19 protein-coding genes and 1 pseudogene are annotated in these 22541 nt (G+C 63.4%); 9 read left to right on the forward strand and 11 right to left on the reverse strand.

The annotated features are described in order from the left end of the window. Window positions 1-3: 3 nt before the first annotated feature. From PZL22_RS05725 to PZL22_RS05745, 5 genes are all read right to left on the reverse strand, one after another. Window positions 4-732 carry a hypothetical protein gene (locus PZL22_RS05725; RefSeq protein ID WP_003525825.1) on the reverse strand — a complete coding sequence of 243 codons (729 nt, stop codon included), beginning with the start codon at window positions 730-732 and terminating at the stop codon, window positions 4-6. Beyond that, window positions 729-2465, reverse strand: coding sequence for a hypothetical protein (locus PZL22_RS05730; RefSeq protein WP_003525826.1), 1737 nt, complete (start codon window positions 2463-2465; stop codon window positions 729-731). Before PZL22_RS05730 ends, PZL22_RS05725 begins: the two co-directional genes overlap by 4 nt. A gap of 1 nt (window position 2466) precedes the next feature. Next, window positions 2467-3186, reverse strand: coding sequence for an IclR family transcriptional regulator (locus PZL22_RS05735; protein WP_003525827.1), 720 nt, complete (start codon window positions 3184-3186; stop codon window positions 2467-2469). Between the two features lie 392 nt (window positions 3187-3578). Beyond that, the gene (locus tag PZL22_RS05740) at window positions 3579-4559 is read right to left on the reverse strand and encodes an NADPH:quinone reductase (RefSeq protein WP_127515811.1); all 981 of its coding nucleotides are present in this window, start codon (window positions 4557-4559) and stop codon (window positions 3579-3581) included. Window positions 4560-4573: 14 nt separating this feature from the next. Next, the gene (locus tag PZL22_RS05745) at window positions 4574-5599 is read right to left on the reverse strand and encodes a sensor domain-containing diguanylate cyclase (RefSeq protein WP_033048188.1); all 1026 of its coding nucleotides are present in this window, start codon (window positions 5597-5599) and stop codon (window positions 4574-4576) included. A 291-nt stretch (window positions 5600-5890) separates the two neighbouring features. Here PZL22_RS05745 and PZL22_RS05750 point away from each other — a divergent pair, with 291 nt between their 5' ends. Beyond that, window positions 5891-7123 carry an HlyD family secretion protein gene (locus PZL22_RS05750; RefSeq protein WP_003525830.1) on the forward strand — a complete coding sequence of 411 codons (1233 nt, stop codon included), beginning with the start codon at window positions 5891-5893 and terminating at the stop codon, window positions 7121-7123. Continuing rightward, complete coding sequence (locus PZL22_RS05755) at window positions 7105-9099, forward strand: glycosyltransferase (RefSeq protein WP_003525831.1); 1995 nt, start codon at window positions 7105-7107, stop codon at window positions 9097-9099. Before PZL22_RS05750 ends, PZL22_RS05755 begins: the two co-directional genes overlap by 19 nt. A 30-nt stretch (window positions 9100-9129) precedes the next feature. On the opposite strand, the gene PZL22_RS05760 is transcribed toward PZL22_RS05755, so the two are convergent. Then, the gene (locus PZL22_RS05760) at window positions 9130-9843 is read right to left on the reverse strand and encodes a transcriptional regulator NanR (RefSeq protein ID WP_003525832.1); all 714 of its coding nucleotides are present in this window, start codon (window positions 9841-9843) and stop codon (window positions 9130-9132) included. 138 nt (window positions 9844-9981) lie between these two features. Between PZL22_RS05760 and oiaX the strand changes: the two genes are divergently transcribed. Both oiaX and PZL22_RS05770 read left to right on the forward strand, forming a co-directional pair. After that, window positions 9982-11238, forward strand: coding sequence for a 3-oxo-isoapionate-4-phosphate decarboxylase OiaX (oiaX, locus tag PZL22_RS05765; protein WP_003525834.1), 1257 nt, complete (start codon window positions 9982-9984; stop codon window positions 11236-11238). 23 nt (window positions 11239-11261) lie between these two features. Next, on the forward strand, window positions 11262-12590 hold the full coding sequence (locus PZL22_RS05770; RefSeq protein ID WP_003525836.1) for a four-carbon acid sugar kinase family protein: 1329 nt from the start codon (window positions 11262-11264) through the stop codon (window positions 12588-12590). Between the two features lie 39 nt (window positions 12591-12629). Here the strand turns inward: PZL22_RS05770 and PZL22_RS05775 are convergent, their stop codons facing one another. The 3 genes from PZL22_RS05775 to PZL22_RS05785 are packed head-to-tail and all read right to left on the reverse strand — an operon-like array spanning window position 12630 to window position 16469. Further along, complete coding sequence (locus PZL22_RS05775; RefSeq protein ID WP_003525837.1) at window positions 12630-14921, reverse strand: xanthine dehydrogenase family protein molybdopterin-binding subunit; 2292 nt, start codon at window positions 14919-14921, stop codon at window positions 12630-12632. Between the two features lies 1 nt (window position 14922). Continuing rightward, window positions 14923-15906: an FAD binding domain-containing protein gene (locus PZL22_RS05780; protein ID WP_284718261.1), complete on the reverse strand. Its 984-nt coding sequence runs from the start codon at window positions 15904-15906 to the stop codon at window positions 14923-14925. Beyond that, a complete protein-coding gene (locus PZL22_RS05785) occupies window positions 15903-16469 on the reverse strand; it encodes a (2Fe-2S)-binding protein (RefSeq protein WP_284718262.1) in 567 nt (188 codons plus the stop codon). The genes PZL22_RS05780 and PZL22_RS05785 overlap by 4 nt, the downstream gene beginning before the upstream one ends. On the opposite strand from PZL22_RS05785, the gene PZL22_RS05790 reads away from it, so the two are divergent. Both PZL22_RS05790 and PZL22_RS05795 read left to right on the forward strand, forming a co-directional pair. Then, window positions 16468-17130: a metallophosphoesterase family protein gene (locus tag PZL22_RS05790; protein ID WP_033048207.1), complete on the forward strand. Its 663-nt coding sequence runs from the start codon at window positions 16468-16470 to the stop codon at window positions 17128-17130. The two genes, PZL22_RS05785 and PZL22_RS05790, sit on opposite strands and share 2 nt — an antisense overlap. Before the next feature lie 83 nt (window positions 17131-17213). Further along, a complete protein-coding gene (locus PZL22_RS05795; protein WP_003525843.1) occupies window positions 17214-17804 on the forward strand; it encodes an alpha-ketoglutarate-dependent dioxygenase AlkB in 591 nt (196 codons plus the stop codon). Window positions 17805-17813: 9 nt separating this feature from the next. Here PZL22_RS05795 and PZL22_RS05800 read toward each other — a convergent pair whose 3' ends face one another. Both PZL22_RS05800 and PZL22_RS05805 read right to left on the reverse strand, forming a co-directional pair. Beyond that, the gene (locus PZL22_RS05800; RefSeq protein ID WP_003525844.1) at window positions 17814-18077 is read right to left on the reverse strand and encodes a hypothetical protein; all 264 of its coding nucleotides are present in this window, start codon (window positions 18075-18077) and stop codon (window positions 17814-17816) included. A 26-nt stretch (window positions 18078-18103) separates the two neighbouring features. Continuing rightward, the gene (locus PZL22_RS05805; RefSeq protein ID WP_003525846.1) at window positions 18104-18277 is read right to left on the reverse strand and encodes a hypothetical protein; all 174 of its coding nucleotides are present in this window, start codon (window positions 18275-18277) and stop codon (window positions 18104-18106) included. A gap of 144 nt (window positions 18278-18421) precedes the next feature. Here PZL22_RS05805 and PZL22_RS05810 point away from each other — a divergent pair. From PZL22_RS05810 to PZL22_RS05820, 3 genes and pseudogenes are all read left to right on the forward strand, one after another. Next, window positions 18422-19800, forward strand: a pseudogene (locus tag PZL22_RS05810) (c-type cytochrome). A 2-nt stretch (window positions 19801-19802) separates the two neighbouring features. Then, entirely contained in the window at window positions 19803-20300 is a 498-nt protein-coding gene (locus PZL22_RS05815) for a (2Fe-2S)-binding protein (protein ID WP_003525848.1), read from the forward strand. Further along, window positions 20300-22540, forward strand: a complete 2241-nt coding sequence (locus PZL22_RS05820) for a xanthine dehydrogenase family protein molybdopterin-binding subunit (RefSeq protein WP_003525849.1) — start codon at window positions 20300-20302, stop codon at window positions 22538-22540. The genes PZL22_RS05815 and PZL22_RS05820 overlap by 1 nt, the downstream gene beginning before the upstream one ends. Window position 22541 lies beyond the last annotated feature (1 nt).

Below are 22541 nucleotides of genomic sequence, written 5' to 3' on the forward strand. Positions count from 1 at the left end.
AGCTCAGTTATTGATTGCGGTCGTGCCGTGCTGTGCGGCGCCGGCGATCAGCAGTGAGAGGTCCGTCTCGTCCTCGTCCTGCCGGCCGATGACCTTGCCGTCGGCCTCGACGATGATCGGACCGGCGTGGCGGCGCGACACGTAGGAATCCGGCGCGAGCGCTTCGGCGGACCGGTGGAACAGCTGCCACCAGAGAGCCGCATCGACGGTCAGCCCGTTGCGCCGGATTCTTTCGAGAACCGTCACATCCATTCCCTTCGGGGCGGGCGAGACGACGATCTCGGCAGAGCCGGCTGTCTCGTCGATGGCGACCTCAGCTTGCAGTCGAAAACGCTGCGCAAGAGCCTCGACAACCCTCAGTTCGCCGATTTCGGTGGCGCTACGGACCTCGACCGTCCCCGAACCCTGCGTGCGCAGACGCTCCGCTGCGAGATCGAGCACCGCATCGGCGGCGATCCACGCGTGCTGCCCGCCGCAGTCGACAGTTAGGCGCTCGGCGTCCGCTGTCAGCCTCAGCGCATGCGGATTTGCCGAACGCACCGCCTCGAGGTTGTGAGCCAGGCGGCCGAAGCCGCCGAGGCCGAGCGCTGCGGAATAAAGGGCGCAATCCCTGAGCGAGGGCACGAGGCCCGCGTCGAGCCGCGTGACCTGTATCAACCGCTCGAAGACCATCCGCAGTTCGCGAAGGCTGACAGTGAGATTCGAAGGAAGGTTGGACTGGCAGGAACTCATAGGCTCGGCTCCGAAGGGTAGAACCACAGGTCGTCGGCGCTGCCGGCGGCAATGTCTTCCGGAACAGGCGCGCCGTGGAACAGAACGCCGCGCAGGTTGCGGTCGAGGAAATCGCGGGTCTTGTCGATGCCGTGGATGCCGACATTGAGAAGGCGGGTGATATGAGCCGGGGTGAAGGCTCCGCTCATGATGTCGGCATGCGGCGAGTGGAGGCCGGTGCCGGCAAGCGCCTGCACGCGCGTGGCGATCGCCCGGTGTTGGGGATGCGCAAGCAGGAAGCGGGCCGTGCTGAGGGTCGGATCGGCGGCGGCGAGGTCGCGGTCGAGGGCAACCACGAGCCGTGGCAGGTCGAGGCCGAGATTGACGACGTTGTAGCCGACTTCCGCAGCGGGGCCGCGGCGCGGCTCCTCGGCGGACACCGATTTGTACCAGACGTATCGCTTTGCGGACTCGATATCGAGGTCGAGTCCGAAAGCCCAGGCGTAGTCATTTCTCAGGATCTCGCGCAGCCGGGCGACCGGCATTTCCGGCCGGCCCGTCAGCTCTTCATCGATGACGAGGCCTTCCACGAGCTGGTCGGCCTCTTCGGCGACGAGCTCTATGAGGAGGGAATGGAGGGTTTCCATGGCTTCCGCATGGACGCGGCACTCGAGGGACGCAGCAAGCTCGGCAAAGGGCTCGCTTTCGAAACGGCTGCCGCTCTGCCAGCGGGCAAGCAAATTCGCAACGGCGTCGCGGATCACGCCGAGTTCCCGCGCCACGACATCGGAGCGCGTGACGTTCTCGTACTGCACGCGGTCCTCGGACCGGAAGGTTATCGCCTTGTCGACAAGGCTCAGCAGTTTGGCAATCTCCGAGCCCGCTTCGTCCGGTGTGAGCGCCTTGGCACGTGCGATCGCCTCCTCGCGGATGAACAGCCATCGCTCGATCAGGCGCGGGTGATTGTTGACGAAGAGCATCAGGCCAAGCGCCGAGCCGTTGCCGACCCCGAGGAAGCGGCGAAGCTCGATCGCCATCTGCGGGGCGGCAGGGGCTTCGAGCCGGACGAGATGGGCAAGGAGATCCTGGGCAAAGACGCGCATCATATAAGCGCAGAGCATCTGGGCGGCGAGCGACCAGCGCAGCGGGTGATCGCCCTCATAGGCGAGGAAGGATTTGGTCCCGAAGGTCCCGTTGCCGTCGAGGCCGGTATTGCGCATCAGGTAGCAGGTCTGGGCGAGCTCGGCGACGTTGGGCTGGCGGCCGGCCTGGAGCGCTGCCTTTGCGCCTTCGAAGAAGCGGCCGCTGCGGTTGGAGCGGCACCAGATCAGCGTTGCGGGTGTGGCGCGGCCCTCATAGAGCTTCGGAAGCTCGGCTCGGGTCGTTTCGAAATCCCGCTCGCTCATGTCGCCTTCAACCAGAGCGCCCATCATATCCCAGGCCCGGCCGATGATGCGGCCCGTACGGCCGTGCGGCGAGGGCTCGAATGAATAGACGGGAAAGCTGAAGCGCCAGCCGCCGATGTCGATGCGGTATTCGGCGACGCCGTTGCCCTTGGCGTCGATGTCGAAGCGCTTGCATAGGATCTGCCAGCGCTGGCGAACGGCGCGGCTCATCAGCGCGCGTGAGGCGCTGATGCGCGAAGGCTGGATGGCGGCGAGCTTTTCTGGCTTCATGATGTCGGCCGGGGAACGCATCAGCCGCGCGATGCGGTGAGCCTCCGACTCCGGCGCGGGTTTCTTCAGGGCGCTCATTTCATTGTTCTCCTCGCAGGCGCGCGGCGCTTGCCGCCGCTGCTGCGACGACGATCCGGGCGCACTTGTCAGTATCGAAACCTGTGAACGGGCCGGAAAGCGCGAGCGCGCCGATGCATTCGCCCTGCGCATCGATGATCGGGGCGGCGACCGCCGATACGGTCCGTGGCCCCTCGACCTCCGAAATGGCGTAGCCGCACTTGCGCACCCCGGTGATGGTCTCGTCATCCGGCAGTTCGACGCCCTGCGCCCTCAGCCGGTCGACTATTTCCGGACGCGAGAACGATACGAGCACCCGACCGAAGGCGGTGCGATCGAGGCGGAGCTGCGTTCCGATCCGAAGGTCCGCGCGAAGGACGCCACGCGACTCGACCCGCCGAACGATGACAGCGGATTTTCCGTCGAGAACGGCGAGCGAGGCGGTCTCACCGCTCTCCGTGACCATCTCTTCCAGGACGCCGGCAAAGCGCACGCCAAGATTGGATTGTTCGAGCGCCATGGCCGCGTGTCCGACGATGCGAAGCGTCAAACGATAGCGGCCGTCGGGCGTCTGCTCGATCCATCCGGCTTCCACCAGAGTGACGAGGCGCTGATGCGCCGCACCCCGCGCTTCGCCGAGTTGGCGCGCGATGTCGACGAGGCGCAACGGCTCCGGTGCCGCGGCGATACACTCGAACGCTGCGAGGGTCTTGAGCACCGATGATAAGGGGCGAACCGACATTTTCTCAAAAATTCCGTATAACCTCTTGTCTTCTATTAGAAGACATCGTATGTATATGTTGGACATAGATTTGCCCTCTGTCAACTTCGTTCTGCGCGATCGACGGGTATTTTTTCGCGCCGAATTAGTGCTCGCTTCATGAACAGAAAAATCGGAAGCCTTTCAGCGGCTTGAACTGTGAAGCTAGCATCGTCGCGGACGAGCCAATGTCGCGCCCAGGCTCAATGCCGGCCGCGACTTAATGCGCCAAATTTTAGGAATTGCGGGCGAGAGGCTCTCGGAGCACTTCCACTACGCGCTCAGGTTCGAGCCGAACGGTTCGGACGTCAGCCCCGACCCGGACGCACCTCCCGGTCTCCGGGGCGGTGGTTTACATCGGGCCCTGTCGCGACCTACTGACCGAGAGAAACGACGACGTTGCCGATGGTTTTTCCGCTTTCGACCGCCTCGTGGGCCGCGGCGATGTCATCCAGCGCGTATGTTCCGGCGATATGATGCCTGAGAAGCCCGGATGCGAGCTGCCCTTGAAGCGCGCTGACGGTCTCGGTGCGCGCTTCCGGCGCCATCTCATAGACGATGAAGAACCGCGCCGCAGCGCCGGCGAGTATCATCGGAAAGAACTCGAATGAGACTTCGGGCTTACTGGAGCCGTAGATCACGCAAAGACCGTCCCGCGCTATGATGCCTGGCAGCATCGCGACATTCGTGGCGGCGTCCACCTCTATGACTCGGTCGACGCCGCGCCCGTGGGTAATGCCCCCTATCCGGTCGACGACCTCTTCCGTTCTGTAGTTGATCGTGTGGTCGGCTCCGAGCCTCGTGCAGATTTCGGCCTTTTCCGACGAACTGACGGTCGTGATGATACGCGCCGCGCCATAAAGCCTCGCGAACTGAATGGCGTAAGCGCCGACTGCGCCCGCGCCTCCGGTCACCAGCACGGTTTTTCCGAATACGCCTCCGTCCGTGGTCACCGCGCGAAGTGCCGTCAGCGCCGGAATGCCGAGGCAGGCGCCCTCCTCGAAAGATGTGCTATCGGGCAGGTGAACCGCCTGATCCTGTGGAAGGACGACATATTCGGCAGCCGTACCGTTCGAACGTTGCCATGCGGCATTCCAGGTCCATACCCGCTCGCCGATGCGCTCGCCTGCGACGCCAGTTCCCACGGCGTCGATAATGCCTGCGCCATCACTGTGCGGGATCATTCGCGGGGCAATGAGCGGCCGTCCCGCCCGCGCCTTCACATCGGACGGATTGACGCCGGACGCATGTATGCGGACGCGGACCTCTCCGGGGCCGGGAAGCGGGTCGGGAAGCCCGCCGACCTCAAGGACATCGCGGGCGGCGCCATTCTTCTCGTACCATGCAGCTCTCATTGTCGTTGTCTCCGTCAGGCGTCGAGGATGACGAACCGGTCGCGGCCGTCACGCTTTGCCGAGTAGAGAGCCTTGTCGCAGCTGTTCAGCAGCTCCGCTCGTCGCTGCCCGTTGAGCGGGGCAAGGGCGCCGCCGATGCTGATGCGTGCAAGGACCGCCTTGCCGTCGACCTGGAAGGGTTCGCGAAAGGCCGCTACCAGCCGCTGCGAGACCGCTGCCAGGGCCGGTGCGTTGGGCGGATTTGGAATGAAAACGGCGAATTCGTCGCCGCCCATGCGGATCGCGATATCGCCTGCTCTGATGACCGAGCGAATTCGGTTGGCGGCTTCGTACAAAACCTCGTCGCCGGCGTGATGGCCAAGCTCGTCGTTGATCGCCTTGAAACCATCCATGTCGAGATAAAGAGCGCCGAAGGTCTGACCCGCGGCGATGGCGTTGTGGAGAGCCCCGTCGACGATCGACGACAGGGCCGAGCGGTTGAACAGGCCGGTCAACGGATCGGTAATGGCCGCATTCTGTAGTTGGTTATGGGCGAGCCCCATCACGAGATTTGCCTTCTGCAAGCTCAAAAGCGCACTGGCGACAGCCGCAAATCGGCGCAGGTTCTGCGCCTGCCCGTCGGAAAGATGCCTGGGCCGGATATCGAGGATGCAGAAGCTGCCGACGGGCAGGTTCTCGAGATAGACGGGCGCGCCGGCGTAAAAGCGGAAGTGCGGGCTTCCGACCACATATGGTCTCGTCTTCAGCTCACGGTCTTCCGCCAGGTCCGGGACAATGAGGAGTTCGTCTGCGAAGACGACCCGCGTGCATATGGACATCTCGCGCGAGCATTCGCCGATCCTCAAGCCCGCCTGACCGCCGATCCGCTGCCAGTCTTCGTCGATGATGTTGATGGCGGCGTAGGAGACGTCGAAGATGCCTTTGGCAAGCTCGGCCAAGGTCGCGAGTTCGGGCGTGGGAGCGCTGCCGATTGAATTGAGCGAACGGACTGCGAGCAACCTTTGACGCTCGTTCGTGGGGATTCGTACGGCTTGTCCCATTTCAATCTCCGTCGTTCTTGCGAGGCAAAGCTCAGCGGCCTTCCCGACCTATCGCAGAAAAACGCCGGCGCGCTATCCTTAAACCTTAGAGTAATGCGGGTACTCTCCGTCGCTCGCCGAAGTTTTGCGCAGTTCACCACCGAAACATGCAAATTTGAGGGTTGCTCAGCAGAGAATACCATTCAATCGTGACAGGATGCGGCGAGGCGGCCTCGAGTCCGGGCACCGGCATCGCGGAATAGTTGCGGCAGCGTATCAGCCGGACCGGCTGTCTTCAGTGAGTAATAGGACATGATCCTCAATCATCGGCTCACACGTATTACCGTCGGCATCCTCCTCCTGGCGCTTGCAATTGCCGTCCTGCTGCCCGGGTTGACTGGCTACAGCAGCCTGGATGGGACAGTAAATGCACGCCTTGCCGTCATAAATGCGCCGATCGACGGCGAGATCGAGAAGCCGGCGCCTCGAATCGGAACGCCGGTGGCAGAGGGTGAAACGCTCGCGACGATCCGTAACCAGCGGGTCAACAGGGCGATCCTGGCGTCGCTGCGCACCGATCATCGAACCGCCGTCGAGCGCGTGGCGGCGCTGCGGCGGGAGCGGGATGAACTCGCGCGGTTGCGGGATGATCTTGCCGGGCGGCTCGACATCTTCAGGAACGCGACCATCGCCAGCCTGGAGCGCGAGGTCCAGATCCTGCAGAAAAGGGTCGAGGTGTCTCGCGCGCAGGACGTCGTGGCAAGGGTCGACCTCGTCCGGCGGCAGGACCTCGAGTCCAAGGGGATATTCACCCGCAAGATGGTGGAGGCGGCGGAAGCCGCCGGTGCGGCCGCCGGCGGCGAGCTCGAGATCAGCAATTTGACGGTGGAATTGCTGCAGCAACGCCTCAACGCCGTGCGTCAGGGGATATTCCTCGTTGGCGACGGTCAGAACGACGTGCCGTACTCCCGGCAGCGCCAGGACGAGGTGATCGTCCGCATCCACGATCTCGATACGCGAATCGCGGAGAACGAGGCACGGGCAAAACAGACGGAACAGCAGATAGCCGAGGAGGAGAGGCGGGTTCTCAGTCTGGAAGCCGCGACGATCCCGTCGCCCTTCGATGGCGTCGTGTGGAGCCGGAATGTCGTCAGCGGTTCAAATGTCGTTCTGAACAACGAGATGATGCGCATCCTCGATTGCCGCGAGTTGTTCGTCGATATTCTGGTCCCTGAAGTCGATTATGACGAGATCTATCCCGGCCGCGAGGCGGAGGTCCGGCTCTTCGGTCGCGGCGATGTGTTCCGGGGCCGCGTACAGGCGGTCAAGGGATCGTCCGCCGTGGTGGAAAAGGACTCGCTGGCGGCCAACGAGCCGGAGACGGAGGAGCGAAATGCGCGCATCCGCGTCACGCTCGCGCCGTCGTCACTCAACACCGATTTTGCGAATTTCTGTCAGGTTGGCCGGACGGCGCAGGTCCGTTTCTCCAAGCGTAGCCTTCACCTGGCGCAGTGGGTTCAAAGCTTGTGGTTCAGTCTCTTCTAGCGCTGGCGCCGACCTTGCTCGTGATCGCCTTTTTTCTCCTCGGCCCGTTCAACTGGTCGCGCCACAGGAGCTGGTCGCGCGTTGTCACCTGCGCATTCGTCGCCGCCATCGCGCTGCGTTACATGCTCTGGCGCTTCACCGAGACCGTTCTTCCCTACCCGAACGACGGCGCCAATTTTTATTGGGTCTGGTTCGTGTTCATCGTCGAGTTCCTCGCCTTTTCGGAGGTCGTGCTCTTCCTCATCCTGATGAGCCGCTACGTCGACCGCAGCGCCGAGGGGGATCGACTCGAGCGGCAATTTTTTGAGCGAGATGAACGGGAGCTCCCCACCGTCGACGTCTTCATACCGACCTATAACGAGCCGCTCGACGTTCTCGAACGGACGATCGTCGGAGCGCTTGCGCTAGATCACCCCAAGGACAAGCTGAAGGTCTATGTGCTCGACGACGGCCGGCGCGACTGGCTCAGGACGTTCTGCGAGGGGCGGGGGGCGATCCATGTGACGCGCAGCGACAACGCGCATGCCAAGGCCGGCAACATGAACAACGGATTGCGCGTCAGCTCAGGCGATTTCATCGCCGTCTTCGATGCCGATTTCGTACCCTATCGCAGCTTCCTCCGGCGCACCTTGCCCTTCTTCATGGACGACACGATCGGCATCGTGCAGACACCGCAGCACTTCTTCAACGTCGATCCGATCCAGTCCAATCTCGGACTGGAGAACCTATGGCCCGATGAGCAGCGCCTGTTTTTCGACGAGATCGCGCCGAGCCGCGACGGCTGGGACGTGAGTTTCTGCTGCGGCTCCTGTTCGATCGCAAGGCGCAAGGCGGTAGACGCCATCGGCGGTTTTCCAACCGAGTCGATCACCGAGGATCTGCTGACGACGCTGTCGATGCTCAACAGGGGTTTCAAGACGCGCTATCTCAACGAGCGGCTTTCGATGGGTCTGGCGGCCGAGAATCTCACTGGCTATTTCGTTCAGCGCGAGCGCTGGTGCCAGGGCGGCATCCAGACGCTCTACCTGCACAACGGCCCCTTGCGCGGGCCGGGCCTCTCGCTCTTTCAGCGCGTCATGTTCCTCCCCATGTCATGGCTCGTGCAATATCTGGTCCGTTTCATCGTGCTTCTCATTCCCATAATCTATCTGTGGTTCGGCGCCCTGCCGCTCTATTTCACCGACGTCGCCGACTACGTCTCGAACCAGGGGCCCCTGCTCGCGGCCTATTTCCTGCTGATGTTCTGGCTCACCCCGACGCGCTACCTTCCGCTAGTCTCCACTGCCGTCGGTACCTTCTCGACCTTCCGCATGCTGCCGACCGTCCTTTCGAGCCTAGTCAGGCCCTTCGGCAAGCCCTTCAAGGTGACACCTAAGGGCAGCAGCAACGAGGCAAACGTCTTCGACGCCTATACCTTCACCTGGATCGCCGGCTTCATCGTGGTTACCGCGCTGGGCCTCCTGATCAACATCGTTCCGGAGACGGCGCGGGTAGAGGGTTCGTTCTCGGCGATCGCGGCGCTTTGGTCAGGCCTCAACATCGTGGTGCTGATCATCGCCTCGCTAATTTGCTTCGAGAAACCGCGGCGCCTGCTGCAGGCCTTCAAGCTCGACGAGCCGGTGGATGTGGACGGTGTCGAAGGTCGTCTCGTGAGCCTCTCGCTGGATAAGGCGGTGGTGGCGGTTTCGACGGAAACGCGGTTCAAATCGACCAAAGTCAGGGTGAAAATCGAGGGCTTCGCGCCGCTCGAGGCGGATCTGAGGCAGGTGACACAGCGACGCGGGGACATCACGCGCACTGGCGACAAGCAGCGTTACTACCTTCATCTTCACTACGACCTGCGCGGATTCGAGCGGGACAAGATGATCATCAAGCTATACACCGGGCGCTATTCCCGGGACGTTCCCGATATCGACAAGATCGCCGTTTCGGTGAATTTGCTGTTGCGCGCTTTCGGTCGCACGCGAACCGCCTGACCAGCGGTCTCCAGGCGGAGTGCCGCCGTTCTACCTGCCCTTCGGGGCATAGAGCGTGCGGGAGCGCTCGAGGTGTCTGATCATCGCCTGCTCGGCCTCGTCCGGATTGCCGCGGCGGATACAGTCGATGATTTCCTCGTGTTCCGTTAGCGTCACGTTCTCCCGACCGGTCCAGATCAGCATCTCCGTATGATACTCTTTAAGCCAGCTGAGCATCGCCTCGCTGACGGCGGTATATATCGGATTGCCGGAAATCTGGGCAATGCGGGTGTGGAACGCCATGTCGGCGGCGATGAAGGCATCGGAATCCTCGAGTGCCGCCTGCTGCCGCTTCAAGGTTTCCTCCAGCGCCGCGATATCGCCGGCATCGGCTCGGCTTGCCGCCTCCCGTACCATGCCGCGTTCGAAGAAGATGCGCGCGCTCTTCAGGTGTTCCAGCGAATCCGAGGAGGCCGCAAGCATGATCTTGGCGGCGGCATCCACCTGCCGAAGCAGCGACCGCGCCGTCGGCTGCAGCACCTTGGCGCGCTCGCCATGCGAAATCTCGATCAGACCCATATTGGCAAGCGCCTGCATCGCCTCGCGAATGGCCGGGCGTCCCACCTGGAAGCGCTCCATCAGCATCCGCTCGGAAGGCATCTCGTCTCCCGGTTGCAGCTCGCCGGTTTCGATCAACGCCTTCAGCCGCGCAAATACCTCGTCGGAGAGTTTCCTGCGGATAATTGGCTCGGATTGCATGACCATGTGAACTCCAGCAGCTTGCGGCTCATTCTCTATAGGCAGGATTCTTCCGGCAGGCGAGATTTCTCTTGCCTAACTCAGATGCTCATTATACCAGTTGCGCGAGAGACGCTACTGAAACCAATGCAAAGAGCGCTGCCCGTGATACGCATCACCTACCGCATCGAGACCCCGGGAGATGTCGAAGTCCTGGCGAAGAAGATCGCAAGCGACCAGTCGACCGGAACGTTCGTGCCGGTTCCGGGCGAAACCGAAGAGCTGAAGGCGAGGGTGGCCGCGCGCGTAGTGGCTATCCGCCACCTCGAACCCGCCGATCGGGCCTCTTGGCCGGACGAGGCGGGAAGCGCCACGCGCTTCAACCGGGCCGATGCGGAGATTGCCTTCCCCCTCGATGCGGTGGGAACGGATCTTTCCGCCTTGATGACCATTGCGATCGGCGGCGTCTATTCCATCAAGGGAATGACCGGAATCCGCATCGTCGATATGAAGCTGCCGCCGGAGTTCGCGGCGGCGCATCCGGGTCCGCAGTTCGGCGTTGCCGGCAGCCGGCGTCTGACCGGTGTCGAAAGCCGTCCGATCATGGGCACTATCGTCAAACCGGCGCTGGGTTTGCGGCCCGAGGAAACCGCCGTACTCGTCGGCGAGCTGCTTTCCTCCGGGGTGGATTTCATCAAGGATGACGAGAAGCTGATGAGCCCGGCCTATTCGCCGCTGAATGAGCGGATTGCAGCCATCATGCCGAGAATCCTCGACCACGAGCAGAAGACCGGCAAGAAGGTCATGTATGCCTTCGGCATATCCCATGCCGATCCGGACGAGATGATGCGAAACCACGATCTGGTGGTCGCGGCCGGCGGCAATGCGGCGGTGGTCAACATCAATTCCGTCGGAATGGGCGGCGTCGCCTTCCTGCGCAAGCGCTCCGGACTCGTGCTCCACGCCCATCGCAACGGCTGGGACATTCTCACGCGTCATGGCGGCCTGGGAATGGAGTTTTCGGTCTGGCAGCAGTTCTGGCGCCTCCTGGGGGTGGATCAGTTCCAGATCAACGGCATCCGCGTCAAATACTGGGAGCCTGACGAGAGCTTCGTGAAGTCCTTCGAGGCGGTGAGCACGCCGCTCTTTACCAAGGACGATTGTCCGCTGCCGGTCGTGGGGTCGGGCCAATGGGGCGGACAGGCGCCCGAGACCTATGCGCGGACCGGGCATACGACCGATCTGCTCTACCTCTGCGGCGGCGGCATCGTCAGCCATCCGGGCGGACCCGGCGCCGGCGTCAGGGCCGTACGTCAGGCCTGGGAGGCGGCAGTCGCCGGGATCCCGCTGCCGGATTATGCCAGGGATCACCCCGAACTGGCGCAATCGCTTGAAAAGTTCGCCGATGGCAAGGGCGCCTGAGTTCAGCGCGACCGGAGATCCCGATGCACATTCCCCTGCTCAGCTACTACGGCGACGATCTGACCGGCTCGACCGACGTGATGGAGGCACTCTCCTCCCAGGGCGTCGAAACCGCGTTGTTTCTCAAGGTGCCCGAGCCTTCGCTCTTGGAGCGCTTCGCCCGTTGCCGCGCCTTCGGGCTCGCGGGCACCGGCCGCAGCCAGACGCCGGGCTGGATGGCGGAAAACCTTCCGCCGGCCTTTCTATGGCTGAAGGCGCTGAAGGCGGAGATCGCCCATTACAAGGTCTGCTCGACCTTCGATTCGAGCCCCGATGTTGGCAACATAGGCAAGGCGATCGAGATCGGGCGCGATGTTTTCGGCGCCGCACCGATACCGCTCGTCATCGGCGCACCGCAGATACGCCGCTACACCGCCTTCGGCAATCTCTTCGCGGCCTTTCGCGGCGAAACCTACCGCATCGACCGCCATCCGGTGATGAGCAGACATCCGGTAACCCCGATGAACGAGGCGGATATCCGCCTTCACCTTTCGCGTCAGACATCGCTCAGCGCGGCTCTTGTAGACCTCGTGCAACTCGCGTCCCCGGACGTGGACGCGTTCGCCGACAGGGCTCTCGCGGATCACCAACTCGTCCTTTTCGATGTCGCGGATGAGGGGAGCCAGGCCGTCGTCGGGCGGCAGCTCTGGCGGACGCGAACGGCCGGAGGGCAATTCGTCTGCGGCTCGTCCGGCATCGAATATGCACTCGTTCGCGAATGGCGTCGCCTTGGCCTGATCGGCGAAGCGCCGGCATTCGCGCCGCCTGGACCGGTCGACCGGATCGCGGTGGTTTCCGGCAGCGTCTCTCTGACGACGGAGCGGCAAATCCGTCATGCGATCCAGAACGGTTTCGACGAGATCGCGCTCGATGCAGTCGCACTCGCGGCGACGGATGCCGGCTCGGCACTCGCGGATGCCGTCGCGCGCGGGCTGGCCTCTCTGGAGAAGGGCCGGAGCGTTCTTCTCTACACCGCGCTCGGCCCCTCTGCCGATCGGGGCGATGCCATTCCTCTGGAGGATGGCTCGCGCCACCGGATCGGTGAACGGCTCGGATCGCTCCTGAGAGAGCTGGTGACGCGCGCCGGGCTCCGCCGCGCTGTCGTCGCCGGGGGAGATACGTCGAGCCACGCCCTTGGCCAGCTCTCTGTCGACGCGCTTACATTGCGGCTGCCGCTTCCGCAGTCGCCGGGCTCCCCCCTCTGCACCGCGCATAGCGTCGATTCGCGAGTGGACGGCATGGAGGTCGCTCTCAAGGGCGGTCAGGTCGGCCTCGACGATTATTTTTCGATGATCCGGGATGGACGGGCCTAAGGCTCTTCCGAGGAAAAGTGCGTAGCTCTGAAAGCGCTCTCATAGCAGCTTGTCGAGCGTTATCGGCAGATCGCGAATGCGCTTTCCAGTCGCGTGAAAGATGGCATTCGCAATTGCCGCCGCCGCGCCCGTTATGCCGATTTCACCGACCCCGTGTGCGCCGAGAGGCGTATGCTCGTCGGGAATGTCGTTGTAGATGATCTCGATATGCGGCACGTCGAGATGCACCGGGACATGATATTCGGCGAGTGACGGATTCATGATCCGCCCGCGGCGCGTGTCGAGCAGGGTTTCCTCGGCGAGAGCCATGCCGATCCCCATGACGATCCCGCCGCGAAGCTGGCTGACGGCCGTTTTCGGATTGAGGATCCGGCCGCAATCGAAGGAGCCGAGCCAGCGCGAGATCCGCACTTCGCCCGATTCATGATTGACGCGAGCTTCGCAGAATTGCGCGCCGTACGAGGCCATGGAGTACTTCATCACCTCGAATGGCATTCCCGAAGTCTCTTCCACTTCAATGAAGTCACGGCCGGCGCGCTTCAGGATCGACGCGTAGGTTTCGCCCCTGCTTTCCTCGCCGGACACGAAGAGCCCGCCGTCACGCGCCTCGATCTCTACGTTCGCGCCCGCCAACGGCGAGCCGTTACCCGCAAGTTTGACGAGTTCGCGGTGAGCCCTTTCGACGGCCACCTGCACCGCCGCGGCGATGCTGCCGGTCTGGCTAGAGCCGCCGGCGATGATCGGCGAATCCGGCAGGGCGGAGTCTCCATAGCGGAATGAAACCATCTCGAGCGGCAGGCCGAGACGATCGGCTGCGTGCTGTATCTGCACCGTCGCCGTTCCCATGCCCATTTCGTTCGCCGCCGCTTGCACGAGTGCGCTGCCGTCGGTGGAAATGCGAAGGCGAACTGCGGCGGGAAAGCGGAAGACCGGGTAATAGGCCGTCGCCACGCCTTGTCCGATCAGCCATTTTCCATCGCGTTGCGAACACGGTTCGGCGGGCCGCCCGCTCCAGCCGAACTTTTCCGCGCCGCGCCGGTAGGCCTCGACGAGATGACGGCTCGAAAATTCCGTGCCTTTCGTCGGGTCCTTTTCGGGCTCGTTCAAGCGGCGAAGTTCGACCGGATCGATTCTCATGGCATAGGCGAGTTCGTCGATGGCCGATTCCAAAGCGAAAGTGCCGATCGATTCGCCCGGCGCGCGCATCCATGTGTTGGCGACGGTATCGAGATTCACGACCTTCTGACCGACGGACATTGTCCGCGAGGCGTAGAGATGCCGCGGGGTCAATGAAAATTGTTCGGGAAACTTGGCGTGGGTCGTCGTCGCGGTCACGCCGGTGTGAATGATCGCCGCGAATTTTCCATCCTCGTCGGCGCCGAGCGCGACGCGCTGTTCCGAAGGCGTGCGGCCGCCGATGAGGCGGAAAACCTCTTCGCGCGAGAGCGCCATCTTGACGGGGCGATTGGCCACTTTGGCCGCCGCCGCACAGAGCGCGGTGTGGTTCCACAAGGCGGCCTTGCCGCCGAAGCCGCCGCCGACGAAAGGCGCGATGACGCGCACGTCGTCCCCGTTGAGGCCGAACATGCCGGCGAGTGCATGCTTGCAGCCGTTTACGAACTGGGTCGAGTCGAAAACCGTCAATCTGCCGTCTTCGTCCCAGGCGGCGATCGCAGCATGCGGCTCTATGGCGTTGTGGTTGTAGTGCGGTGTCCGGTAGACGTTGTCGACCTTGAATGCCGCCGCCGCGAAAGCCTTCTCAGGGTTGCCGATCTCGAGTTCCGGATCTTCGCCCATCACGGCGGACGGCACGGTCGCTTCCGCCTTGAGATCCTCGAATGAGACGCGCGCTGCTTTCTCATCATATTCGACGCGCACGAGCGAAGCCGCATGCTCCGCCTGTTCGAGCGTTTCGGCAACGACAACCGCGACGGGCTGCCCATCCCAACTGATCTCGTCGTCCTGCAGAACAGCTAGGTCACTGGCCGCGAACCCCTTGTCCATGTGCCTTACGTCCATGAGCGGCGGCCGTTTCATCTTCGGGGCGTTTTCGGCAGTCACGATCGCTATGGCGCCTGGACTCTTCTCGGCATCGGAGGCGTCGATTGCGATAATCCGCCCCTTGGCGATCGTGCTGCAGACGGGAACGGCATAAGCCAGATTTTCGATCTCGAATTCCGCGGCGAAACGCGCTTCACCTTTCACCTTCCATTGCCCGTCGACGCGGCTGACCGGCGTGCCGAGGTAACCATGTTTGCGGATGAGCGGGTCCGGCGCCTTGTCGGGCATGAACTGGACGACGGTTTCCATAAGCTTCTGCAGGACGCTCATCTTACCCTCCGGCCAACTCAACCAACACGCCGACGATCGTGCGCTTCGCCAACTCGATCTTGAACTCGTTATGGGCGAGGCCTCTTGCCGGCGCGAGTTCGGCTTCCGCCGCCTGTCTGAAGCTCTCCGCGCCAGCGTTCGCTCCCGCCAGAACGCGCTCGGCTTCGGTAGCCCGCCACGGCTTGTGCGCTACGCCGCCGAGTGCCAGGCGGACGTTCCTGACCTTGCCGCTGTCGACCTCCAGAGCGGCAGCCACGCTGACCAGGGCAAAAGCATAGCTCGCGCGGTCCCGGACCTTCTTGTAGAGCGAGCGCCTGGCAAAGCCGAGCGGCGGGATCTCGATGCCGGTTATGAGTTCGCCGGGCTGCAGGTCGGTCTCGATATCGGGTGTATCCTCAGGCAAACGGTGGAACTCCTCGAAGGCAATCGTACGCGCGCCGCTGGGCCCGATGACGTTCACCTTCGCATCGAGAACCGCCAGGGCGACGCACATATCGGACGGATGCGTGGCGATGCAGCTGTCCGAGGCTCCGAGGATCGCGTGCATGCGATTGAAGCCCCCGATCGCATCGCATCCCGCTCCCGGTGCACGCTTGTTGCAGCGCGCGGCGTGGTCGTAGAAATAGAGGCAACGCGTCCGTTGCATGAGGTTGCCCGCAACGGTCGCCATGTTGCGGATCTGGGCCGATGCCCCGAACACGATCGCCTGGGCCAGAAGCGGATAGCGGTCCCGCACCACCGGATGGCCGGCGACCGCCGTGTTCCTCACCGTAGCACCGATAACAAGGCCGCCGTCCGGCCGCTCCTCGATCCGTTCCAGGGGCAGCCCGGTCACATCGACCAGCGCGTCCGGCTGTTCGATGTTCTCGCGCATCAGATCGACAAGGTTGGTGCCGCCGCCGAGGAGCTTCGCATTCGGCGTCTTGGAGAGGAGCTTCACCGCGGCTTCCAGATCTGCTGCTCTCGCATAGGCGAAGCTCTTCATTTCGCCACCTCGCGGTCAAATGCGCTGTGGATCGCCTCGCAGATGCCGACATAAGCCCCGCAACGGCAGAGATTGCCGCTCATGCGTTCCTTGATCTCAGCGTCCGAGAACTCGAACCTAGCCGCGGCCATGTCCCCGGTCACGGCGCTCGGCAAGCCGTTCTGAAACTCTTGGAACATTCCGATCGCCGAACAGATCTGCCCGGGCGTGCAATATCCGCATTGGAAACCGTCATGCTCTATGAATGCGACCTGAAGCCGGTGAAGCTCGCCGTTGGCAATGCCTTCGATCGTGGTGATCTCCCGGCCTTCGAGCTGAACCGCCAGTGACAGGCAGGACAGAACGCGCTGGCCGTCCACCAGAACCGTGCAGGCCCCGCAGGCGCCCTGGTTGCATCCCTTCTTGGGCCCGGCAAGGCTCAAATGTTCACGCAGAACGTCCAGCAGAGACGTGCGCGGGTCGATCGAAAGCGAATGGTCGACGCCGTTGATCTTCAGCAGGATCAGCGCTGAGCCGGCAGGCGGGATGGGTGCCGCCTTCGGCATTCGGTCGGGAGATGGCATGGCGCACCCTCTCGATTTGCATCGGCCGCCGCATCTTGCGCCCGGAGCGGCGGAGGTCAGTCGAGCGCGGCGGCAGGGGTTGCCAGAACCCGGCAATCGGATGAATGTTCCGAAGATTATTCGCATGCGGCACGACCGCGGCCGGGCAGGGACAGCGATTGGCGAGATGATCTATTTCACGGGCGACACGCATTTCGGCGACCCGCGTGTGCTTCGCATCGACCGCCGCCCATTTTCCAACATGGCCGAGCATGATGCCGCCCTGATCGCCAATTGGAACGAAACGGTCTCGCCGCAGGACGAGGTCTGGCACCTTGGCGACTTCGCGGCAAAGAGAAACGGGCTTGCCGAAGATATTCTGTCCCGGCTGATCGGCCGCAAGCATCTGATCGTGGGCAACAACGATCCGAACGAGACGACCGGGGCGGGCGGCTGGCACAGCGTGCAGCATTATGCGGAGCTGATGGTGGATGGGCGGCTGCTCGTCCTTTGCCATTATCCGTTCCGGACCTGGAACCAGATGGGGAAGAAGTCGATCAACCTGCACGGCCATTCCCACGGCAGGTTGAAGCCGATGCCACGGCAGTTCGATGTGGGGGTGGATGCGAGAGGCCTGCGTCCGGTCAGCCTGGTTGATATTCTCCCCCCATCCGCGCGGTAGAACATTTCTGCTTTACGCTGCGGGAACGTGCGGGCTCGATTGCTGTTCGATGTGAGGGTCTGCGTCGAATACGAGGTGCTTCAATGCAAGGAGACCTATTCGGAAACCCGCCCGCCAATCTGCCTGAGGGCTTCCGCTACCAAGCGGGTATCGTTCCGCGGAAGCTCCAGGAGGCACTTCTGGAGGCACTGCCGGAACTTCCCTTCAAGCCTTTCGACTTTCACGGCTACGAGGGCAAGAGACGGGTGGTTTCATTCGGCTGGAAGTACGACTTCGACGCCGAAACGGTCTGGAGGATCGATGCCATCCCCCCGCTGCTTCTGCCGCTCCGGCAACTGGCGGCCGACTTTGCCGGACTGCCGGCGGAGGGACTCCAGCAGGCACTTGTCACCGAATACGATGTCGGGGCCCCGATCGGTTGGCACAGGGACAAGGCTGTGTTCGGCGATGTCGTCGGGATATCGCTGCTCACTTCCTGCACATTCAGGCTGCGCCGAAAGCGGGCCGGCAGATGGGAGCGGACCTCGGTCATTCTCGAGCCGGGCTCGGCATATCTCCTCTCCGGCGCCGCGAGATCCGAATGGGAGCATTCCATCCCGCCCGTAGAGCGCCTGCGCTATTCGGTCACCTTCCGGGAGCTGCGCTCAGGGATTGGCGCCGGCGGCCGTGCGTGAATCTGTCGATCAGCCGGTCAACGTGCCCCAGGACGGATCCCATTCGACGTCCTCGACGAGCTCGACATAGATCGGGATCGAGCCTTCGCTGTGGCTCGCCGCCAGTCTGAAGGCCGACTCAGCCTCCATTTCTTCTCCGGGAAAGATGACGTCATCCTCGGAGGGGTCGGTGACCTTTCGCACATATCCCCGCACCGCATCGCCGGAGTGGTAGAGTTTCACGACCATGGCGCCCGGCACGGGCCTTTCCGGAAGCCGCTGATAGACGGACATCGAGACCTCCCTCGGCCGCGGCAAAGCTAATTCCGGCCATCGTTCGGCCGTGCCTTGTCGCCCTTCTTTTTCACCGTCGTCGCTGTCTTGGCATCCGGCTCCTGGCCGTAATAGGTGCCCCCCAAATGGCCGCCGCCGCTCGTGTTCTCCGCCTGTTTTTGCGCGTCCTTCTGGGCTTGCTCGACATTGGTCTTGCTCATTTTCGGAACTCCTCTGATATGGCTGGCTGTGTAACCACAGGCGCGCACTTCTGTTCCGAGGCAGCTTTTACGTCGAGCACACATCAAGGCCGCTCGGAACACATCGGCAATTGCAGCGTTTCCCGCTATCGGCGGAGAGTCCCGATGCGAGCTTTGAGGGTGGCGATCGGCATCGTGGCGGTCATCTTTGTGGCTGCCGCTGCTTTCCTTTTATTTGCGTGGCGTTCGGAGATCCCCGAAGACACCGCGGCCGCAGAGGCGCGCTTTGCTCCGCCAAGGGGGCCCAACTGGCGGCGCTCGGCAATTGTATCGCGTGCCACACCGTACCCGGGAGACCGGCATTTGCCGGCGGCCTTGCATTGCCCACCCCCTTCGGCACGATCTACTCCACCAACATCACCCCTGATCGCGAAACGGGCATCGGCGGCTGGAGCGCGGCGGCATTCGAGCGTGCCATGAGGGAAGGTGTCGACCGGGAGGGAAGTCACCTCTATCCGGCGTTCCCCTATGAGCACTTCACGCGTGTTTCGGCAGACGACAATCGCGCCCTCTACGCTTTCCTCATGACGCGTGTTGCGGTGGAAGCCGAGGCGCCGGAAAACGACCTTCCGTTTCCCCTGAAGTTCCGGCCGCTGCTTGCCGGCTGGAAGCTGCTTTTCCTCGACAGCGGTGAGCGGGAGCCGGATCCCGGCCAGAGCGATGCCTGGAACCGCGGGCGCTATCTTGCCGAGGGCCTCGGCCACTGTGGCGCGTGCCATACGCCCCGCAATCCATTCGGCGCCGAGGAACGCGACCGGCATTTCGGCGGCGGCGAAGCGGAAGGCTGGCAGGCCTATGCGATCAACACGGAGTCTAAGGCGCCGATCCCCTGGGACGAGCGAAGCCTCGCCTTCTTTCTTCGCAATGGCTGGCACGAATTCCACGGCGTTTCGCGCGGACCCATGGCCGAGGTGACCGGCAATCTCGCCTTCCTGCCGGACAGCGATATTGCGGCGATCGCCACCTATGTCAGGTCGATCATGGGCGCCCCGACGCCGGAACGCGAGCAAAGGGCGGCGCAGTTGCGCGAGGCTTTTGAAGGGCAGCGCCCGGAGCAGGCGGCGGATAGCCAGCGTTCACCGGTCAGTGCGTCAGGCAGCCAGCCTGGCGAGGCGATCTATCTTGCCGCCTGCGCAAGCTGTCACGAGGGCGGGCGGCGTCAGCCCTTCGGGGGGCTGAATTTCGAACTCAGCACCGCCGTCAATGCGCCCAACCCGCAAAACATCGTCAACGTGGTGTTGTTCGGCCTTCCGCCGGCCGATGGAGAAGCGAGCGCAGTGATGCCGGCTTTCCGCCATCTGCTCAACGATCAGCAGGTGGCCGATCTCCTTGCCTACATGCGCGAGCGGTTCTCGGAGGAGCCACCCTGGGCGGGGCTCGTCGAGCAGACGGCCAGAACCCGTTCCGGGACCTACAAGGTATCGGTCCGGCCCTCTGACGGCATTGAAAGGGCGCCGCACCATGTCGGCGCCGAGGAGGATTGAAGATGGTATCGCTGACGGTTAACGGCAGCCCGCATCAGATCGACACAGACCCGGCCACGCCGCTGCTTTACGTGCTGCGCGACGAGCTGGCGCTCAACGGGGCCAAATACGGCTGCGGACTTGGGCAGTGCGGCTCCTGCACCGTCGTCGTCGATGGCGAGGCGGTGCTTTCTTGCATGGTACCGATCATGCTGCTGGAAGGGCGGGAGATCACCACCATCGAGGGCCTGGGAACGATCGACGAGCCGGGGCCGCTGCAGGAAGCGTTCATCGAGCTGCAGGCGGCGCAATGCGGCTATTGCATTCCGGGCATGATGATGAGCGCGCATGCGCTTTTGCGCCGTAACGCGCAGCCGAGCGAAGAGCAAATCCGCGAGGCGCTGGCGACCAATCTTTGTCGTTGCGGCACCCATATGCGCATTCTCGCGGCGATCCGGCGCGCCGGCGAACTGATGCAGGCCGCCTCGCTGCCTGCCACTGATCAGGGGAGGGTCGGCTGATGGGCATACTTCAGGAAGAAATCACCCGCCGCAACGTCATCGCAGGTGCCGGTGGGCTTGTCGTCGGTTTCTCGCTCGGCCGCGCATTCGCCCAGGAGCTTCTGCCGGCAATGCCGCCGGCTCCGCCCGTTTCCCTGCCGGGCAGCCTTGACGACGAGCGTTTCCTCGATTCATGGATCCGCATCGATCCCGACAATTCGGTCACGGTCTTCACCGGCAAGGCGGAACTCGGGCAGGGCATTCGAACGGCCCTGTTGCAGGTTGCCGCCGAGGAGCTCGAAGTCGACCCCTCGGAGATCCGGCTGATAACGGCCGACACCGGCCGAACCCCGAATGAAGGGTTCACGGCTGGCAGCCAATCGATGCAAAACAGCGGTACCGCCATCAGGAACGCTGCAGCCCAGGTGCGGGCCCTGCTTCTGGCCGAAGCTGCCCGGCGCTTAGGCATGGCGGCGACGGAACTCAGGGCGGAAAACAAGGCGGTGCTGGCAAAGGACGGACGGCGGGCGACCTACGGCGAGCTCGTTTCCGGGCGGATGCTGCACGTAGAAGCTCAACCGCAATCGGCATTGAAGCCGCCCGGTACTTTCCGCGTGATCGGCAAAACACTGCCGCGCGTCGACATCCCCGGTAAGGTGACGGGCCAGCCGGCCTATGTTCATGATCTTCGCCTGGAAGGCATGCTGCATGCACGCGTCGTGCGCCCGCCGAGCCCCGCTGCCAGGCTGACGGAGGTGGATGCGAGCGCCGCCGAGGCGCTGCCGGGCGTCGCCTCGGTCGTGCGCGACGGCAATTTCCTGGCGGTAGTGGCCTCGAAAGAGTTCCAGGCGGTGAATGCCATGCGCGCTCTAGCGGCGGCCGCGCGGTGGCAGGAAAGCGAGACGCTCCCCGATCAGACCGACCTGCCGGCGGAACTGCAGAGGCTCGAGAGGGAGGCGGGGACGGTCGCCGAGACCGGCATGCTTTCGTCTGATGGCAAGATCTTCGAGGCGACGTTTAGCCGGCCCTATCAGATCCACGGCTCGATCGGCCCGTCCTGCGCCGTCGCGCAGATGAAGGCGGACGGGACACTAGACGTGTGGTCGCACACGCAGGGTGTCTTTCCCGACCGGGCGGCGATCGCCGAGATGCTGGCCATGCCGGAAGACAAGGTCCACGTCATCCATATGGAAGGGTCGGGCTGTTACGGCCACAATGGAGCCGATGACGCGGCTGCGGATGCGGCCCTCATCGCGAGCAAGCTGCCAGGCAAGCCGATCCGGGTCCAGTGGATGCGGGAGCAGGAGCACAGCTGGGAGCCCTATGGTCCTGCAATGCTCATGAAGATCAGCGCCGCACTCGACGATCAAGGCAGGATCGCCAGCTGGGCCTATGACCTCTGGAGCAATACCCACTCCACCCGCCCGGGCGGCGCCGGTGCGCTCCTCGCGGCGCGCCACAAGGCCGAAGCCATCCAGCCTAAGCCTGCCAAGCTCAATATCAGCCCGTCGGGCAACGGCGACCGAAATGCCGATCCGCTCTATGTAATCCCGAACAAGCGCGTGCTCTGGCATTTCCTGGCCGACATGCCGCTTCGCGTATCGGCGCTTCGCGCGCTTGGGGCATATGCCAATGTCTTCGCGATCGAAAGCACGATCGATGAGCTGGCGCTGATGGCCGACGCAGACCCGGTGGAATTCCGCCTACGCCACATGGAGGATCCGCGGGCCCGTGCCGTGATCGAGTTGGCCGCGCAGCGGTTCGGCTGGGACAAGGCGCAAATGCCTCGTAACCGCGGACGCGGCTTCGGCTTCGCCCGCTACAAGAACCTTGCCGCCTATCTGGCGGTGGCGATGGAGGTGGATGTCGAGCCCGAAACGGGCCGTGTTCATGTGATCCGCGCCGTTTCCGCCATCGACAGCGGCGAGATCGTCAACCCGGACGGCATCCGCAATCAGACCGAAGGCGGAATTTTGCAGTCGATCAGCTGGACGCTCTATGAGGCCGTGGCCTTCGACCGGACCAGGATCACAAGCACCGATTGGTCGAGCTATCCAATCCTGCGCTTTGCAAGTGTCCCGGAAAGCGTAGAGGTCCATATCGTCGAGCGTCCCGGGGAACCTTTCCTCGGCACCGGGGAAGCGGCCCAGGGCCCGGCCGCCGCAGCGGTCGCCAATGCGATCAGGGATGCTACCGGCAAGCGCCTTTACGATCTGCCTTTTACCAGGGATCGAATTCGAAGCGCCGTCGGGCGGGCGTGAA

This window comes from Ensifer meliloti (assembly GCF_030064585.1).
Taxonomy (GTDB): Bacteria; Pseudomonadota; Alphaproteobacteria; order Rhizobiales; family Rhizobiaceae; genus Sinorhizobium; species Sinorhizobium meliloti.

Bases quoted from the DNA above. Each gene is read 5' to 3' on its own strand.
- PZL22_RS05745 (WP_033048188.1), bottom strand. From the start codon at position 5,599: ATGGGACAAGCCGTACGAATCCCCACGAACGAGCGTCAAAGGTTGCTC.
- PZL22_RS05775 (WP_003525837.1), bottom strand. From the start codon at position 14,921: ATGAGCGTCCTGCAGAAGCTTATGGAAACCGTCGTCCAGTTCATGCCC.
- PZL22_RS05780 (WP_284718261.1), bottom strand. From the start codon at position 15,906: ATGAAGAGCTTCGCCTATGCGAGAGCAGCAGATCTGGAAGCCGCGGTG.
- PZL22_RS05730 (WP_003525826.1), bottom strand. From the start codon at position 2,465: ATGAGCGCCCTGAAGAAACCCGCGCCGGAGTCGGAGGCTCACCGCATC.
- PZL22_RS05735 (WP_003525827.1), bottom strand. From the start codon at position 3,186: ATGTCGGTTCGCCCCTTATCATCGGTGCTCAAGACCCTCGCAGCGTTC.
- PZL22_RS05790 (WP_033048207.1), top strand. From the start codon at position 16,468: ATGGCGCACCCTCTCGATTTGCATCGGCCGCCGCATCTTGCGCCCGGA.
- PZL22_RS05740 (WP_127515811.1), bottom strand. From the start codon at position 4,559: ATGAGAGCTGCATGGTACGAGAAGAATGGCGCCGCCCGCGATGTCCTT.
- PZL22_RS05785 (WP_284718262.1), bottom strand. From the start codon at position 16,469: ATGCCATCTCCCGACCGAATGCCGAAGGCGGCACCCATCCCGCCTGCC.
- PZL22_RS05800 (WP_003525844.1), bottom strand. From the start codon at position 18,077: ATGTCCGTCTATCAGCGGCTTCCGGAAAGGCCCGTGCCGGGCGCCATG.
- PZL22_RS05805 (WP_003525846.1), bottom strand. From the start codon at position 18,277: ATGAGCAAGACCAATGTCGAGCAAGCCCAGAAGGACGCGCAAAAACAG.
- PZL22_RS05750 (WP_003525830.1), top strand. From the start codon at position 5,891: ATGATCCTCAATCATCGGCTCACACGTATTACCGTCGGCATCCTCCTC.
- PZL22_RS05770 (WP_003525836.1), top strand. From the start codon at position 11,262: ATGCACATTCCCCTGCTCAGCTACTACGGCGACGATCTGACCGGCTCG.
- PZL22_RS05815 (WP_003525848.1), top strand. From the start codon at position 19,803: ATGGTATCGCTGACGGTTAACGGCAGCCCGCATCAGATCGACACAGAC.
- PZL22_RS05820 (WP_003525849.1), top strand. From the start codon at position 20,300: ATGGGCATACTTCAGGAAGAAATCACCCGCCGCAACGTCATCGCAGGT.
- PZL22_RS05795 (WP_003525843.1), top strand. From the start codon at position 17,214: ATGCAAGGAGACCTATTCGGAAACCCGCCCGCCAATCTGCCTGAGGGC.
- PZL22_RS05760 (WP_003525832.1), bottom strand. From the start codon at position 9,843: ATGGTCATGCAATCCGAGCCAATTATCCGCAGGAAACTCTCCGACGAG.
- PZL22_RS05725 (WP_003525825.1), bottom strand. From the start codon at position 732: ATGAGTTCCTGCCAGTCCAACCTTCCTTCGAATCTCACTGTCAGCCTT.